The sequence below is a fragment of the Chryseobacterium sp. WG23 genome (assembly GCF_024586575.1).
Taxonomy (GTDB): domain Bacteria; phylum Bacteroidota; class Bacteroidia; order Flavobacteriales; family Weeksellaceae; genus Chryseobacterium.
Genome location: NZ_JALCZE010000004.1, coordinates 237,468 through 253,967, shown reverse-complemented (window position 1 = coordinate 253,967; position 16,500 = coordinate 237,468). Strand labels below are relative to the sequence as shown.

Here is a 16,500-nt window from a genome sequence, read left to right as displayed (position 1 = left end):
TTCAATCTTTTAATCTTAATGAATGAATAAAGGAATTTGTATTGTTACAGTAGCGCCGGTCCGTGCTGAAAATTCTGACAAAGCGGAAATTGTCACGGAAATATTGTTTGGGGAAAGTGCTGATATTTTGGAGGTTAATAAAAACTGGACTAAGATAAAAATGCACTATGACGGCTATGAGGGATGGATGGATACGAAACAGATAAAGCCTGTAACAGATGAAGAGCTTGCTAACAGAAAAGTTACTATTGTTACTGAAGACTTCTCTTCCGTACTCATGAATGACGGTAAAACTTTGTTATCTATGGGTTCTGAGGTGGAATTTCCTGCTGTAGCCTCAAAAAGAAGTCATGACCTACGGGAAAGTATTGTCCTGGCTGCTCGTGAATTCATTAATGTACCCTATTTATGGGGTGGGAAAAGTTTCTTTGCCGTAGACTGTTCCGGTTTTACCCAGTTGGTTTATAAAATTCATGATATAAAATTACCCAGAGATGCTTCTCAGCAGGCTGAAGTAGGAGAAGCACTTACTTTTGTGGAAGAAACACAGCCTGGAGATCTTGCTTTTTTTGAAAATGCTGAAGGCAAGATTATCCACGTAGGCATTATGCTGGAAAATCAAAAAATTATCCATGCCTCAGGAAAGGTGAGAATTGATACGCTGGACTCTACGGGAATCTTCAATAAAGAAATGAATAAACATACCCATAAGTTGAGAGTACTTAAAAGTGTTATTTAAAATATGAAAATCTCCAGCATATTATTAATTGTAAATACGCTATTGCTTATTGTAATTTGGGCATTTGCAGGAATTAAATATGCTGCATTACCAGAGGTGATTCCTACTCATTTTGACTTTCAGGGAAATGTAGATGGAGAATCTGGAAAAACTGCGATCTGGGCCCTTCCGTGTATTGCTACTTTTATTTCTGTTCTTTTTGTTGGAATATCCAGAGATCCCAATTCTACTTTACTGAATGTTCCTAAAAGTTTTCGTAATAAAGAGACTTTAGAATTGTATGTGTTTTCCCTGCAGCTTCCTGTAATGCTTTTATTTTTAGATATTATTTTAGAGAGCGTTCGGATAGCAGAGGGTAAGCAGACTGATCTCAGTAATGCTATTTTTATTATTCTAGGATTGCTGTTTACAGTGATTGGAGTAGGATTAGTGAAATCAATTCAGGAGAGCTTCACAAAGAAATCTAACGATAAATCAAATCAAAATTGAAACTGATTTACAACATATTTATTAGCCTTCTCATTTTCGGAATGAAGGCTTTCTCTTTGATTAATGATAAAACTAAAAAAGGCGTTGACGGCAGAAGACAATCTTTGGATAAAGTAAAAACTGCCTTTTCAAAAGAAGACAAGGTGGTCTGGATGCATGCCGCAAGCTTGGGAGAATATGAGCAGGGGCTGCCGGTTTTGGAAAAACTAAAAGAAAGACTGCCGGATCACAAAATTCTGGTAACGTTCTTTTCTCCGTCGGGTTATGAAAATGTTGTTAAAAAAAAGCATATAGCAGATGTGATCTGCTATCTCCCTTTTGATAAAAAACGTACTGTAAAAGACTTTACATCACAGTTTAATACTCAACTGTTTTTTACGGTGAAGTATGACTATTGGTATAATCTGCTGGCTGAGCTTAAGAGTAAAAATGCAAAGGTGTATGTGATTTCTGCATTGTTCTATGAAAGACAATCTTTCTTTACTTCCTATGGAAAGTGGTTTGTAAAACAACTTCAGCATAATGTAGATTGGTTTTTTCATCAGACTCAGTTTTCCCTTGCTCTTGCTAAAAGTGTAGGCCTGGTGAAATCTTCAGTAACGGGAGATACCAGGTTTGACCGTGTAAGACAGCTTAGGTTACGCGACAATCATGTAGATTATATTGCAGATTTTATAGGGAAAAATAAAGCAATTGTTTTTGGAAGCTCATGGCAGGCAGAGGAGAAAATTGCAGCAACGGTATTCCGAAAAAATTCCAGGTTAAAACTGATTATAGCGCCTCATGACATGAAAAGAGTGGAACATTTAAAAAGTATTTTCCCTGAGGCATTGTTGTATAGCGAAATGCAAACCTCTCAAGCCATAAATCTCAATACTCAACTCTTGATTATAGACAGCATAGGTTTATTGTCAAAGCTGTATTCCTATGCAGATATTACTGTAGTGGGAGGAGGTTTCCATGATGCAGGACTGCATAATATCCTGGAGGCAGCCACATTTGGTGTTCCTGTTATTTTTGGGAATCATTACAAAAAGAATCCTGAAGCAGATGACCTTATCTCTGTAGAAGGTGGGAGATCTTTTGCTGATGAAGCTACTGCTGCAGAATTTGTCTTATTTCTTACCAATGACGATAACAAAGAAGAATTGGCAGCAATGTCTCAGAATGCTGAGAAATTTGTTGACGGGAAACCTAATGCTACAGAAATGATCCTTCAGAAAATCCTATCTTAAAAATCCCTGGCTTTTAATCTCTTTCATAATCGTTTCAATATTCTCGGGAATCTTTTCACATTCAAACCAGTTGAAATCAAGGCCATTATTGATGCAGAGTTTTTGCAGGTAATGGTTTTCCAAGATTTTATTTTGGGTATCACTCAGGAGCTCATCAATTTCCATCCAGTAATCTTCATCCAGCTTTTTGGCTAAAATCAGATACTTAAATATTTTATTGATGATATAAAGATACAGCTTGTAGATATTGTCAAACCTCTGCCGGCTGAGATCATCATTATATTCTAAAATGGCATTGATCATCAGTAAATTAAGAGAGATGTCTCCAAATTTATCAGTGGTAATCTTTACATGCTCTGTAACTTCTGCGCTTATTTTGCGGATAATGGTCAGGAAATACTTCGCATTGCCAATATATTTTGAAGCTAAAAGAACCTTTTCGGCTACTTCCTTTTCCATTGCATTTCTTTTATCATCCGTGGTTTCAGGATCAATAAGTTCGAAATATAATTTTTTAGACAGCAGTTTGTCCTTTTTTAAAAGTCTGAAGATAAGTTTATCCTTTTCAGGGCCGGAAAAGGCACTCAGTGCTGCTTTAAATTCTTTTGAATACTCCATTAATTAAAAATTTTTGAATACTTTAAAAATCCGTTTACTGCCCAGTTGACAGTGTAATACAATGATTTTACAGTAGAAAAGCCCATAAAATCCTTATAGACCAGATATTGGTCTTTAATAATGTCCTTCTTCTTTCTGGAAACACTGTTTTCCCGCATTCTGTATTTTGCCATTGTTTTGTTGATGGGCATTCCTTCCGGAATTACTTTTAGAAGATTCAGCCACATTACGTGATCCTCACGCTTACTTTTTACGGGAAATAAAAATTTTCCCGCTCTTTTGGTGTCATACATCGTTGAAACCGGAGCTAGTCTGCATGTTTTCAGAAGGTTTGAAAAAGTAACTACCGTGTCAGCCATAAAATCCTTTAATATAGGCTTCAGATGTTCATCACATCGGGAATAATTGCAGTACACAAGCTCTGCATTATGTTCCTGCATATAATCAGTCATGGTTTCCAGATATTCCGGATACCAGTAATCATCAGAATCAAGAAAGGCAATATATCTTCCCTGAGCTCTTTCAAGACTTTTATTTCTGGCATTTCCTGCGCCACCGTTCTTTTCCAGGACCTGTAGTTTTATTCTGGGATCATTGTACTTTCTGAGGATTTCTACGGTATTGTCTTTAGAAAGGTCATCCGTGATCAGCCATTCCCAGTTTTCATAGGTCTGGTTAAGAACAGATTGTATTGTTTCTTCAATGAATTCTGCAGAATTATAACAGGGAGTGATGATGGAGACGAGGTCTTTCATTTGTGGTCTTAAATATATTCAAAATTATAAAAATCTTTTTTCATAAAAGTGCCAGGAGGAAACTCCTATTCCAATTACGGTCAGCATACAGATAACACCCATTACATAAGGGTTATAATCTTCAAAAAGTCCTAATGTCTGGAATACCCGGATGACAGGGAAATGAAATATGTAAATACCGTACGTAAAGTCTCCGTATTTTCCGAAGTTATTCAGGAACTTAAAAGAGTAGGCGATATACAGTACAATAATACTGATCATAATAGGAGAGAACAGTTTTATTTTAAAAATAAGATCTATCCATACGGTGGTCATAGCAATAATAAAAAGCGTATGCTTGTGCTGAATGAATTTATCAAAATTAAAATATAAAAGCATCCCGCCAATGAAATAACATAATGATCCGGGTAATTGTCTTGAGATGGCTGCCTTTCCTGTCATTTCAAAATAATTAAGAAATACCAGGGAAAGAAAATACAATACAATCAGACTGATATTTCTGTATCTATTATTTTTTCCGAAGAATAAAAACATGAAGGGAACAGCAATATAGAAGCACATTTCTATTTTAAGGGTCCACAATGCACCATTTACAGCCTGGTTGCCAAATACCCCGGGAAGCCATGGTGATTTGAAATTCATGAAAATCGAATTCCAGAACCAATATTTGTAGACCTGTGCATTGCCGAAATATTCAGAAAATGATAATTTGCTGACAAGGCTTAATAAGACTGTACAGAGAAATACCACCAATAAATAGGCAGGAACAATCCTGTTGAATCTCTTTTTTGTATAGCTTTTTAGGCTGGAAGATCTTTCATAACTTCTTGCAATTAAAAAACCACTGACGATAAAAAACGAAAAAACCGCGACTTCTACTGGGCTGTGTTCTAAAAATTTAAGTTGAGGAGAGACGCTTAAGGCGCCTAAATGTCCCACAAATACAATGAATGCCAGGAGAACACGGATAAAGTCAAAATTATTTTTCGTTATATCTTGCATTTTTTTCTTTCTTATCTACAAAAATAACTTTTTTAATAAAATAGAGGGCTTTTCGAAGGTTCAATATTTGTTAAATAAAGGCAATATCGTCCTTAAGTGTTTAAAAAAATGTATAAATAAAGGTTGACTCAATAATTTTTCACAAAAAATAGTAATATAAATCAAAAAAATTATAATTTTAGCCCTTGAAAAAATTGATCTATGAAGAAATTAGCACTACTATTTGCCGGGTTATCATTATTTGTAGCTACCGGATGTAATGATGATAAAGATCCTGTTATGGAGGCTCCTATTGTGGGGGTTTGGCAGCCTTTAAAGGAAGTGGTTACCACTGTGGAAGTGAATGAGCAGCCGATTTCGGATGTCATTACCTATTCTACATGTCAAAAAGAATCCAGATGGAGGTTCAATACTGATGTTCTGGGTAAAAGAACTGACTGGGGAGATACAGCTACACCAGGGCAGTGTGCTATTGTTTCTGATAAAAACTTTACCTATACTTATGATAAAAGCAGTAAATCTGTGCAGATAAAGTATCAGGGAATTGTAGAACCGGTTACTGCAAAAGTGGTTACCCTGGATGATACAACGCTCAATCTTGCAGTAAGAGAAGAGACACAGGATCCGACTGTATTTAAAACAAGAACCTATACTTTCAAGAGAATTCCTCAACCATAATAAGTATATTTCAAGATATAAAACAGATCTCATCCCAGGATGAGATTTTTTTGTTGGGTATCGATTGGTAATTAATAATAAATTAAATTTTTATTTCTTTTAAAATCATTAATTTTGTGAATCTTGTTAAAAGAAAATGACATTCAATAGTTAAAGTCTAACATCTAACATATATATAAAGTGTTTTACGATCATCAGCAGATAGAAAAAAAGTGGCAGAAATACTGGGAGGAAAATCAAACCTATAAAACCTCCAATAACACAGATAAACCTAAATTTTATGTACTCGATATGTTTCCGTATCCATCCGGGGCAGGGCTTCACGTAGGTCACCCACTTGGGTATATTGCTTCGGATATCTATGCAAGATATAAGAGACATCAAGGGTTTAATGTTCTCCACCCGGTAGGATATGATAGCTTTGGGCTTCCTGCTGAGCAGTATGCAATCCAGACAGGACAGCATCCGGCAATCACCACAGAACAAAATATCAACAGATATGAAGAGCAATTAAAAAAAATTGGATTTTCGTTCGATTGGAGCAGAGAGGTAAGAACTTCTGATGCTTCCTATTATAAATGGACACAATGGATTTTTATCCAGTTGTATCATTCCTGGTATAATAAAAATACAGATAAGGCGGAAGCTATAGATACCTTAATCAAACATTTTGAAGAAAAAGGTACAGAAGGGCTGAATGCCAATCAAAATGATGCACTTAGCTTTACCGCAGAAGAATGGATGAATGCTTCTGATGTGGATAAAGAAGATATCCTGTTAAATTACCGTCTTTCCTACAGGGCAGAAACAACAGTGAACTGGTGTCCTGCTTTGGGAACAGTATTGGCGAATGATGAGGTGAAAGACGGAAAGTCTGAAAGAGGAGGCTTTCCAGTATTCCAGAAGAAAATGATGCAGTGGAGCATGAGAATCTCTGCCTATTCTGAAAGATTATTACAAGGGCTTACTCAATTGGATTGGCCACAACCTCTGAAAGATGCCCAGGAATACTGGATTGGAAAATCTCAGGGTGCCCAGGTGAAATTTCAGGTAGAAGGTCATGATGAAATCGTTGAAGTTTTCACCACAAGACCTGATACTATTTTTGGAGCTACTTTTATGGTGTTGGCTCCGGAGAATCCTTTAGTGGAAACAATTACTACAGCTGCACAAAAAGCAGCAGTAGATACTTATATAGAAGAAACTTCCAAAAAAACAGAAAGAGACAGGATGGCTGACGTGAAAAACGTGAGCGGAGCTTTCACCGGAAGTTATGCCGTGAATCCTTTCAGCAATGAGAAGATGCCGATCTATATTTCAGATTACGTATTGATGGGCTATGGAACAGGAGCTGTAATGGCTGTACCTGCTCATGACGAACGCGACCACAGATTTGCTAAGAAATTTAACCTGGAAATTAAAAAAGTGGTGGAGACTGAAGAAGACATTCAGGAGAAGTCTTTTGATTCTAAAGATTCTGTTTGTGTCAATTCTGATTTCTTAAACGGACTGCATTATAATGAGGCAAAATCAAAAATAATCTCGGAAATAGAAAACAAAGGAATCGGTCATGGAACTACAAACTACAGACAGCGTGATGCCATTTTCTCAAGACAGCGTTATTGGGGAGAACCTGTTCCTATATATTATAAGGAAGGGATGCCATATACGTTACCGGTTTCTGCTTTACCGCTTGAACTTCCTGAAGTTGAAAAATATTTACCCACTGAAGATGGAGATCCTCCATTAGGAAATGCAAAAGTATTTGCCTGGGATGAGGTAAACCAAAAGGTAGTCTCTACAGAGTTAATTGATGATCAAAGTATTTTCCCGTTAGAATTGTCTACCATGCCGGGTTGGGCCGGAAGCTCATGGTATTTCCTTAGATATATGGATTCTCAGAATGACGGAGAATTCTGTGCAAAGGATCTTTCAGATTATTGGGGACAGGTAGATCTATATATAGGAGGTAGTGAACATGCAACGGGTCACTTGTTATATTCCCGTTTCTGGAATATGTTCTTAAAAGACAGAGGCTGGATCAGTCATGATGAACCTTTCCAGAAACTGATCAACCAGGGGATGATTTTAGGAATGAGTGCTTATGTATACAGAATAGACGGAACCAATCAATACGTTTCTAAAAATCTTGCGGCCAATTATCAGACTCAGCAAATCCATGTTGATGTATCCTTATTAAAAGGAACCTCTGATGAATTGGATACAGAAGCGTTCAAAACATGGAGACCAGATTATGCTAATGCAGAGTTTATTTTAGAAGATGGAAAATACATCACAGGCCGTGAAGTAGAAAAAATGTCCAAGTCAAAATACAATGTAGTTAATCCGGACGATATCTGTGAAGAATATGGAGCGGATGGTTTAAGACTGTATGAAATGTTCCTGGGACCATTAGAGCAATCTAAGCCTTGGAATACACAAGGGCTGAGCGGAGTGTATGGTTTCCTTAAAAAATTCTGGAATCTGTATTTTAACGGCGATGTATTTGAAGTTTCTGAGGAAGAACCTACCAAGGCAGAATATAAAATTTTGCATACCTTAATAAAGAAGGTGGTTTTTGATATTGAAAACTTTTCTTTCAATACCTCGGTGTCCTCATTTATGATTGCTGTAAACGAGCTGCAGAAAATAAAATGTAACAAACGCAATATATTGGAACCTTTAGCCGTTATCATTTCTCCGTATGCCCCTCACATCTGTGAAGAGCTTTGGAGTTTACTGGGACACGGTGCATCTATCGAATTTGAAAGATTCCCTGCATTAAATGAAGAATATCTTGTTGAGGACGAAATTGAATATCCGGTAAGCGTAAATGGTAAAATGAAGTTCAAAATTTCGCTTTCTGCTCAATTATCTGCTAAGGAGGTGGAAGATTTGGTGATTTCAAATGAAAAAATGCAACAGATTTTGGAAGGTAAAACCCCTAAAAAAATCATTGTAGTTCCTCACCGTATTGTGAATATCGTAATTTAAAAAAAAATTAACATTGGGAAATTAAAAAAAATGGGGTGCTAATTTTTTTGATTTTTTAACTCAAATGTTAAATTTGGAAAAAATATATAAAATATCTAAGAATAATTATTATTTTAAAATCGTATTAATTTTTCTTTATCAAAAAAAAGCAAAATGTTTAATTAAGACTCTTGCATTTTAATTAATTTTGCCTTTAATTTACACCCTGTAAAAATTTAAAACAATATAATTTAGTTAAATATGGAAATGAATGTTTCAAAAAATGATGAGCAAGTAGTTGCTAGAAAAGCGGGAGGTTTAAATCCAGCTGTTATTATTCCTATTCTATTTGCTATAGGAATTTGTATTTATTTATTCGTTCTTGGTAACCCAGGAAACTTTAAAGATGCAGACAAACTAGGTAGTGGTTCTGTAGCTTTCTCAAGTGTTGAAGGAAAAGACATTCACCCAGAGTCGTTTTTAGGTATTATCTACAAAGGAGGGGTTATTGTACCAATCTTGATTACTTTCATGATTACGGTAATTGTTTTCTCTTTTGAAAGATATTTCGTACTTGGTAAAGCTGCCGGAAAAGGAAACTTAGACAACTTCGTTGTACAAGTAAGAAGCTTACTAAACCAAAACAAAATTGATGAAGCTCTTGAAGAGTGCGACAGACAACAAGGTTCAGTAGGAAACGTAGTAAAAGAAGGTCTTACTACTTACAAAGCTCTTTCTCACGATACAACTTTAAATAAAGAGCAGAAAATGGTAGCTCTTAACAAAGCTATCGAAGAGGCTACTACTCTTGAGATGCCAATGCTTGAGAAAAACATGATGATCCTTTCTACTTTAGGTACGGTTGCTACGCTAATCGCACTTTTAGGAACGGTAATCGGGATGATCAAGGCATTCTTCGCATTAGGTTCAGGAGGAGGTACTCCAGATGCTGCTGCACTTTCTACAGGTATCTCTGAAGCATTGATTAACACAGCTTTAGGTATTGGTACTTCAGCAATCGCTATTATCCTTTACAACTTCTTTACTTCTAAAATTGATGGATTAACTTACAAGATCGACGAGATCTCTATGAGTATCCAGCAGTCTTTCGCTGAATTCAACTAAGAATTAGCAAGGTATTTGCATTGGCAATTAAAAGAAGTTTAATTAAAAATATTTTATAATAATGGCGAGAGTCAAACCAAAAAGACATGGAGTAGTGACGGACATGACCGCGATGTGTGACGTTGCGTTCCTACTACTTACATTCTTTATCTTGACCACTCAGTTTAAAAAACCTGACGTGGAGCAGATTAAACCGCCATCTTCAATATCAGAGAAGTTACTTCCTGACGCAAGTTTGATGACCATCAACGCTACTCCGGACGGAAAATTTTATTTCCAGCCAGTAGAGAATGCATCAGAGAGATTACAGCTTTTAGACAAAATGGGCCAAAAGTATAATATTACTTTTGACAACAAACAAAAAGCATCATTTCAGAAAGTACAAGCTATTGGGGTTCCTATGAACCAACTGAAAAGCTATCTCGATTTGTCAGATGAGGAACAGAAAAATTTCAAGAGTCCTAAAGGGATTCCTATGGATAGTACAAATAAGCAGTTAGTTGACTGGGTACAGCAGAGTTTGAGCGTAAATCCTGATTACAAATTAGCAATCAAGGGTGACGTTACGACTCAGTATCCTAAAGTTAAAAGCCTATTTGAAGGTTTAAGAGATATTGATTTTCTTAAATTCTGGTTGATTACATCACAAGAGGGTAAACAATAATATATCATTAGAAATGGCAGAAGTACAAGTACAGGAAAAAGGCGGCAAAGGCGGCAAGGTACGTTCCAAGAAGCAGAATACCAGAGTCGATATGACTCCTATGGTGGACTTGGGTTTTCTATTGATTACCTTCTTTATGTTCACAACCACATTTAGCAAACCGAATGTAATGGATTTGGGTCTTCCGGCTAAACCGAAAGATGAAAAACAAAAACCACCTCCAACAGAGATTAAACTTTCTAACTCAATTTCTTTATTATTGGGTAAAGACAATAGGATTTTTTGGCATCAGCAGGATAATACTTCTTTAACTGATCAGAATCTTAATGAAACTTCTTTCGATAGAGAAGGGATTAGAAAAGTAATTGAGCAGGCAAAAGCAAACGCGGCAGATAAAACTAAATTTACTGTTATTATCAAACCGACTGACGATGCTGTATATAAGAACTTTGTAGATATTCTTGACGAAATGGCAATTACTAAAAGTGAGCAATACGGGGTAACCGATGTGAAGCCTTGGGAACAAGCTATTTATAATAAGAAGGTTGGTAACTCTGGAGCTCCTGCAGCACCAGCAACAAAGTAATTTAACCATAAAATTGTAAAAATCTATGGCAGATGAAAATGTATACAATCAAAATCTTACTTTAGACGAGATTGTATTTGAAAATAGAAACAAGGAATATGGTGCCTACGATCTTAGACATCAGTATCCGAGACTTCTGACAAAATCATTTATTGTTGGAACGGCATTATTCCTGGTTGCGGCATTGTCTCCTTTTATTTATCTTACCATTAAGAGACTTACTGAACCGCCTAAGCAAGAAGTGAAGGCAGACTTGGTAGAAATTCTTCAGGAAGATAAAATTATTGAGCAGCCAAAAGAAGAAGAACCACCTCCACCACCTCCACCTCCAAAAGAAGAGGAGAAAATTGAGGTCATCCAGAACGTGGTTCCTGAGCCTGTAAAAGCTCCGAAAATTGAAACTCCACCACCACCGATTTCTAAGCAGTTGGAAACAACAACTGGTTTAAACAATCAGGAGGGGGTTAAAGCTCCGGCTTATACGCCACCACCGCCACCACCATCTACAGGTACTAAAGCTAGTACTGTGGAAGTAAAAGCGAATAATCCTAACGAGATCTACAAAGATGTAGACCAGTCTGCAGAATATCCTGGAGGTATGGGTGCATTAAGAAAGTTCTTAGGAGATAACTTCGATACTTCTCTAATGGAAGGAGGTGAAGGTACGCTTAAAGCTAAGCTTAAGTTCGTTGTAGAAAAAGACGGAACTGTTTCTGGAGTTACCATTGAAGAGAAATCTCCAAATGGCGACTTCAACAGTGAAGCGATTCGTGTAGTTAAGAAACTTAAAAAGTGGACTCCAGCGAAAAGAAATGGAGAAAGCGTTAGATCTTACTATAGCGTTCCATTTACTATGAACTTTGAATAATTAGACTTATTTATTCATAATATAAATAAAAAGAGAGGCATATGCTTCTCTTTTTATTTTTTTTGTATTTTTGTTACATGATGTTCAATTGGTTATCCCTGGTTACGGGATTGTTTTATATCGTTTTAGGAATTGTAGTCATTATCTATAAATTCTTTTTTACAATTTTGGAACCTGCTATTGCCTATGCAATGGGAACTGTTCTGATTATTTATGGAATATTCAGGATCTACAGGGCGCTTTCAAAAATTAAAAAATCAAAGAATGAAGAATAGTTTTAAGATTGTAGTTGTTTTTATTCTGAGTATAATGCTCATCAACTGCAAAAAGGAAGAGAAATCTCCGTCTTACAATAAAGGTGACCTTACAATTTATACTGACGAATCTTTTCAAAGTGTTACAGAAGCATTAGCCGACGGCTACATGATCAACTACCCGGAAACACGTATTAAAGTGGCTACACAAAAAGAGGATTTAGGACTTCTTGACCTCCTGAATGGGAAGGCAAAGGTTATTGTAATGTCTAGAAACCTGACTACAGAAGAAGTGAAAACTTACGAAGAAAGAACCGATTTAAAGTTTTTACCTTCAAAGTTTGCTGCTGATGCTGTTGTCTTTGTGGTTCCTAAAAACTCTCCAAAAGAAAATATTTCAATGAATGAGATTAATGAGGGAATGCTATCTGAGAACAAGAATTTTATTTTTGATGGTACGAATTCCAGTAACTTGAATTTTGTTGCTGAAAAGCTGAAAAAACAGCCTAAAGATCTTAAGTTTTCAATTATTCCCGGGAATAAGAAAATCATAGAAGAATTAGCTCAGTATCCGGATAAAATTGGAGTAGTGGGGTTAAATACCTTTAGCCGTCCCTACGACAAAGCCTCTGAAAAGTTAAGAGAAATGGTTAAGGTGCTTCCTGTTGTACAAAATGGAAAACAATATACGCCTGATTTTGAAAATCTTCGTTCAATGGAATACCCATTTACAAGAGTTCTTTATTTTCTGGCTAACGAAGGTAATTTTAACATTGCTAATGGCTTTATGAGATTTTCATGTACTCATTTAGGACAGAAAATTGTTCAGAAAGAAGGTTTACAGCCTTACAACGTATACCGTAGAGAGGTGCAGATGCGTTAAAAATTATTAAATTCGCAATATAGCTTCGCAAAAAGTGTTATTTTGGTCTGAAAATTGTGTATAATATAACTCAAATATTAGAAATTTAAAATGAAAGATATAATGAATATGAATGTAAAGAAGATTGCTTTTGGAGCAGCTGTGGTATTTTTTGCCGGTTTTACCTCTGCACAAACACTGCAGGATGGTATCAACAGTATAGACAGTGATAAATTTGCTCAGGCAAAAACTAATTTCACTGATATGATCACTAAAGAGCCTACTGCTGAGAACTACTTCTATTTAGGAAATACTTTCTTAAGACAGGGTGAGCCAGATTATGCTAAAGCTATTGAAAGCTTTAATAAAGGGATTGCTGCTGACGGAAAGAGTTATCTTAACAAGATTGGTCTAGCTGCTGTAAAATTAAGTAAAGGTGATAAAAGTGCTATCGCTGAAATCCAAAAAGCAGTTACTGATTCCAGAGAAAAAGATGCTGAAGTTCTATTCAGAGCTGCTGAAGCATTAACTTTATTTGAAAAAAACAGTTCTCCGGATCTTGCTATTCAGTTCCTGACCAAGGCTATTGAAAAAGCGGAGAGAAAGGGTGTGCCTGCACATTATTATTATACATTAGGAGATGCCTACAGATTGAAGAGAATGCCGGGAGAAGCAATGTCAGCGTATGATAAAGCTTTACCGTTAGCTAAAAATAAAGCATCTGTTTATACAAGAATGGCAACTTTATGGATGGCCGCTCAACAATGGCAGCAGGCTAAGCAGAATATTGATAAAGCTATTGCTGTAGATGCTACTTATGCTCCTGCTTATAAAGCATTAGCTTCTTACGATATCAGATATCAGCAAAATGCTAAGGCTACGCAAGACCTTATCAACTATACAAAATATGCTGATGAAGATCCATATACTCAATTGGAAATTGCTAAATTATATTTCACTAACGAAGATTATGTAAACTCTAAAACAGTATTGGATAAAATCTTTGATAAAATTGAAGATCCTATCAAATTCAAATTAAGAGCGTATCAGTCTTATGCTGATGGAAATTATGCTGAAGCAAAACAGAATATGGATACTTTTGTTTCTCAGGCAGAAAAAACCAGAATATTACCTGCAGATCAAGGTTTACAGGGACTTATTGCTGCAGGATTGGCAAAAACAGAAACTGATGCTGCTAAAAAAGCTGCTTTAACTACTGAATCTCAGCAAAAAATTGCAATTGCAAAAGCTGCTAAAGATGAGACCATGAAGTGGGATCTTGAATTAGCTAACATTGCCGGAGGTGGAGGTGCTTCACAGGCAGAAGCGGATAAAGGACCAACTAATCCAACTATTGAAGGCTTGAAAAAGCAAGTTGCAGCTAATGCTCAGGATTCTGATGCTTTATTTAAATTAGCGACCGCTTATCAGGATGCTAAAAACTGGAATGGAGCAATTCTTACTTGGCAGAAAATGAGTGCACTTCTTCCGGATTGGGCACCAGCTTACTACAGCCAGGGGTATTCTTACCAACAGGCAGGAAATAATGAAGCGGCAAAAATTGCTTATGAGAAATTTATTTCTACTGTAAAACCTGCTGACCAGGAAGCTAACAAGCAGACTCTGGCTTATGCTTACTTTGCTGTAGCTTATATGAATAAAGATACTGATCTGGCAAAAGCTAAAGATTATGTAGCAAAATCTTTACAGCTGGATCCTACTTACCAGGATGCTGTAAAATTAAATGCAGAAATCAATAAGTAATTTAAAATTTAAATTATAGATATTAAAACTTCCCATTCGTAATGTTTGGGGAGTTTTTGTTTTAAACCTTATATTTGGAGATATGAAAACTGATATACTTGCTTTTGGAGCACATCCTGATGATGTAGAATTAGGCTGTGGCGGAACTATTGCTAAAATGGTTTCTGAAGGAAAAAAATGTATTGTCGTAGATCTTACAAGAGGAGAACTCGGAACAAGAGGTACAGATGAAACAAGAAAAGCGGAAGCTGCAGATGCTGCCAATATTTTAGGTCTTTCCGCCAGAGAGAACCTCGGAATGAAAGATGGCTTTCTAGTCAATTCTGAAGAATATCAGATGAGGATCGTAAAAATGATCCGCAAATACCGCCCGGAAATCGTCTTAGCGAATGCAATTGATGACAGACATCCGGACCATGCAAAAGGAGCAAAATTAGTGTCGGATGCGTGCTTTTTGTCTGGGCTTAGAAAAATTGAAACAGTAGAGGAGGGTGAGATTCAGGAAGTGTGGAGGCCCAAGCATATTTTTCATTATATTCAATGGAAAGATATCAAACCGGAATTTGTAATTGATATCTCAGAACATCTTGATAAAAAACTGGCAGCCTGTATGGCATATAAAACCCAGTTTTATGATCCCGCTTCCAAGGAGCCTGAAACTCCAATTACGACAAAAGACTTTTATGAAAGTTTAACTTACCGTGCCCAGGATTTAGGGCGTTTATCGGGAGTGGCTTATGCTGAGGGATTTACGTCTGAGAAGTTAATTGCAATGAAAAATTTTGAAGGAATTGTTTGGTAATTAAAAAATCTTTCCTATATTTGCACTCACAAAACGGTGATTGTAGCTCAGTTGGTTAGAGCGTCGGATTGTGGTTCCGAAGGTCGGGGGTTCGAGACCCCTCATTCACCCAAGAAAAGTACACTTTTTAAAAGTGTACTTTTTTATTTTATACCTGTTTCTAAGGTTCAATGAGAGTGTTTTTTTCTTTTTTCTTAGAATATTTTTCCCACAATTCCTTCATATTCTTCACATCAGCGCTTAAAAAGGGTATTACCTGTTAGGAGTAGTTGCTTTTAGCGGGCTAATAATATAAGTAAGTAATAGATCAGGTGCAAAAGTTGGGGTAATATAAACTTACATCAATACCCTTCTCTTTGATGTAAAGTTCTATTTTTATTACGCTTGATTTTAAGTGAGCCAAGAATGAATCGATTAAAAATCGATTTGACGAAGCTAACTTTTTTATATCGTTTATTCAGCGACAAAAGCAGCCTTTCTTGCTTTCTTAAAAATAGAGTATCCGAATTATTACTCCTTTGTGTAAAAGGTTATAAAGCAATCCGCATTTAAAAGTTTCCCTCTGTTTTTCTTGATATTCATCATAAAATCTCAAATTGATCCAATAGCACTACAAAATTTCCCTATATTTATTCACACTAAGTTCAAATATGGAAATAAAGGTCACTGTAAAGCAGTTGGGGAAAAAACGCCCTGTTCTTTCGGAACAAAAAATTGAGATCAGCTACAAAGATTCAAATATTACATTAGAGCATTTATTACAACTGATTGTTCAGCAGCAAGTGGAGGCATTCAATGCAAAATCATTTGAGCTGGAAGATCAAGATGATACTAAAATTCCTCGGGATAATTATCTCAATATTCTTACAGATACCGGAAAAGCAGGTTTTGGAAGTATTTATAACTTAAAAAAGGCTGATGTATACAAAGCACAGGAAAATGCTATTCAGGCTTTTGAGGATGGAATGTTTGCTGTATTTTATAATGATGAACAGCTGGAAGGCCTTTCTCAAACCATAGACTTAAGCACACCTTATACCTTTACTTTCATCAGGCTTACATTTCTGGCGGGAAGTTACTGGTAAT

General features: G+C 36.2%; 17 protein-coding genes and 1 tRNA gene. 15 read left to right on the top strand and 3 right to left on the bottom strand.

Annotated elements, in window-relative coordinates:
• Positions 1-22 precede the first annotated feature (22 nt).
• The 3 genes from MP477_RS08165 to MP477_RS08155 are packed head-to-tail and all read left to right on the top strand — an operon-like array spanning position 23 to position 2,463.
• Positions 23-739 (top strand): C40 family peptidase, encoded by a 717-nt coding sequence (locus MP477_RS08165; protein ID WP_230037472.1) that lies wholly within the window; start codon positions 23-25, stop codon positions 737-739.
• 3 nt (positions 740-742) lie between these two features.
• Positions 743-1,228 carry a DUF1648 domain-containing protein gene (locus tag MP477_RS08160; protein ID WP_257189964.1) on the top strand — a complete coding sequence of 162 codons (486 nt, stop codon included), beginning with the start codon at positions 743-745 and terminating at the stop codon, positions 1,226-1,228.
• A 41-nt stretch (positions 1,229-1,269) separates the two neighbouring features.
• Positions 1,270-2,463, top strand: coding sequence for a 3-deoxy-D-manno-octulosonic acid transferase (locus MP477_RS08155; RefSeq protein ID WP_373567412.1), 1,194 nt, complete (start codon positions 1,270-1,272; stop codon positions 2,461-2,463).
• Here the strand turns inward: MP477_RS08155 and MP477_RS08150 are convergent.
• From MP477_RS08150 to MP477_RS08140, 3 genes are read right to left on the bottom strand one after another with little or no spacing between them, the layout of a single operon-like run.
• On the bottom strand, positions 2,455-3,081 hold the full coding sequence (locus MP477_RS08150) for a deoxyuridine 5'-triphosphate nucleotidohydrolase (protein ID WP_257189962.1): 627 nt from the start codon (positions 3,079-3,081) through the stop codon (positions 2,455-2,457). The two genes, MP477_RS08155 and MP477_RS08150, sit on opposite strands and share 9 nt — an antisense overlap.
• The gene (locus MP477_RS08145) at positions 3,081-3,836 is read right to left on the bottom strand and encodes a glycosyltransferase (RefSeq protein WP_257189961.1); all 756 of its coding nucleotides are present in this window, start codon (positions 3,834-3,836) and stop codon (positions 3,081-3,083) included. Before MP477_RS08145 ends, MP477_RS08150 begins: the two co-directional genes overlap by 1 nt.
• A gap of 24 nt (positions 3,837-3,860) precedes the next feature.
• On the bottom strand, positions 3,861-4,838 hold the full coding sequence (locus MP477_RS08140; RefSeq protein ID WP_257189960.1) for an acyltransferase: 978 nt from the start codon (positions 4,836-4,838) through the stop codon (positions 3,861-3,863).
• Between the two features lie 201 nt (positions 4,839-5,039).
• On the opposite strand from MP477_RS08140, the gene MP477_RS08135 reads away from it, so the two are divergent.
• From MP477_RS08135 to MP477_RS08080, 12 genes are all read left to right on the top strand, one after another.
• Complete coding sequence (locus tag MP477_RS08135; RefSeq protein WP_257189958.1) at positions 5,040-5,516, top strand: lipocalin family protein; 477 nt, start codon at positions 5,040-5,042, stop codon at positions 5,514-5,516.
• Between the two features lie 180 nt (positions 5,517-5,696).
• Positions 5,697-8,510, top strand: coding sequence for a leucine--tRNA ligase (leuS, locus tag MP477_RS08130; protein WP_257189957.1), 2,814 nt, complete (start codon positions 5,697-5,699; stop codon positions 8,508-8,510).
• A 240-nt stretch (positions 8,511-8,750) separates the two neighbouring features.
• On the top strand, positions 8,751-9,614 hold the full coding sequence (locus MP477_RS08125; RefSeq protein ID WP_047488818.1) for a MotA/TolQ/ExbB proton channel family protein: 864 nt from the start codon (positions 8,751-8,753) through the stop codon (positions 9,612-9,614).
• Positions 9,615-9,675: 61 nt separating this feature from the next.
• Positions 9,676-10,278, top strand: a complete 603-nt coding sequence (locus MP477_RS08120) for a biopolymer transporter ExbD (RefSeq protein ID WP_230037486.1) — start codon at positions 9,676-9,678, stop codon at positions 10,276-10,278.
• Positions 10,279-10,291: 13 nt separating this feature from the next.
• Entirely contained in the window at positions 10,292-10,864 is a 573-nt protein-coding gene (locus MP477_RS08115) for a biopolymer transporter ExbD (protein ID WP_230037488.1), read from the top strand.
• A gap of 25 nt (positions 10,865-10,889) precedes the next feature.
• Positions 10,890-11,732, top strand: coding sequence for an energy transducer TonB (locus tag MP477_RS08110; protein WP_230037490.1), 843 nt, complete (start codon positions 10,890-10,892; stop codon positions 11,730-11,732).
• A 77-nt stretch (positions 11,733-11,809) separates the two neighbouring features.
• Entirely contained in the window at positions 11,810-12,007 is a 198-nt protein-coding gene (locus MP477_RS08105; protein ID WP_230037492.1) for a DUF308 domain-containing protein, read from the top strand.
• Positions 11,997-12,869, top strand: a complete 873-nt coding sequence (locus tag MP477_RS08100) for a PstS family phosphate ABC transporter substrate-binding protein (RefSeq protein WP_230037493.1) — start codon at positions 11,997-11,999, stop codon at positions 12,867-12,869. Before MP477_RS08105 ends, MP477_RS08100 begins: the two co-directional genes overlap by 11 nt.
• Positions 12,870-12,959: 90 nt before the next feature.
• Entirely contained in the window at positions 12,960-14,612 is a 1,653-nt protein-coding gene (locus MP477_RS08095) for a tetratricopeptide repeat protein (protein ID WP_257189955.1), read from the top strand.
• Between the two features lie 82 nt (positions 14,613-14,694).
• Positions 14,695-15,414, top strand: coding sequence for a bacillithiol biosynthesis deacetylase BshB1 (gene bshB1, locus MP477_RS08090; protein WP_257189954.1), 720 nt, complete (start codon positions 14,695-14,697; stop codon positions 15,412-15,414).
• A 35-nt stretch (positions 15,415-15,449) separates the two neighbouring features.
• A tRNA-His gene (locus MP477_RS08085) sits at positions 15,450-15,525 on the top strand.
• Between the two features lie 539 nt (positions 15,526-16,064).
• Complete coding sequence (locus MP477_RS08080; protein WP_257189953.1) at positions 16,065-16,499, top strand: hypothetical protein; 435 nt, start codon at positions 16,065-16,067, stop codon at positions 16,497-16,499.
• Position 16,500: the final 1 nt, after the last annotated feature.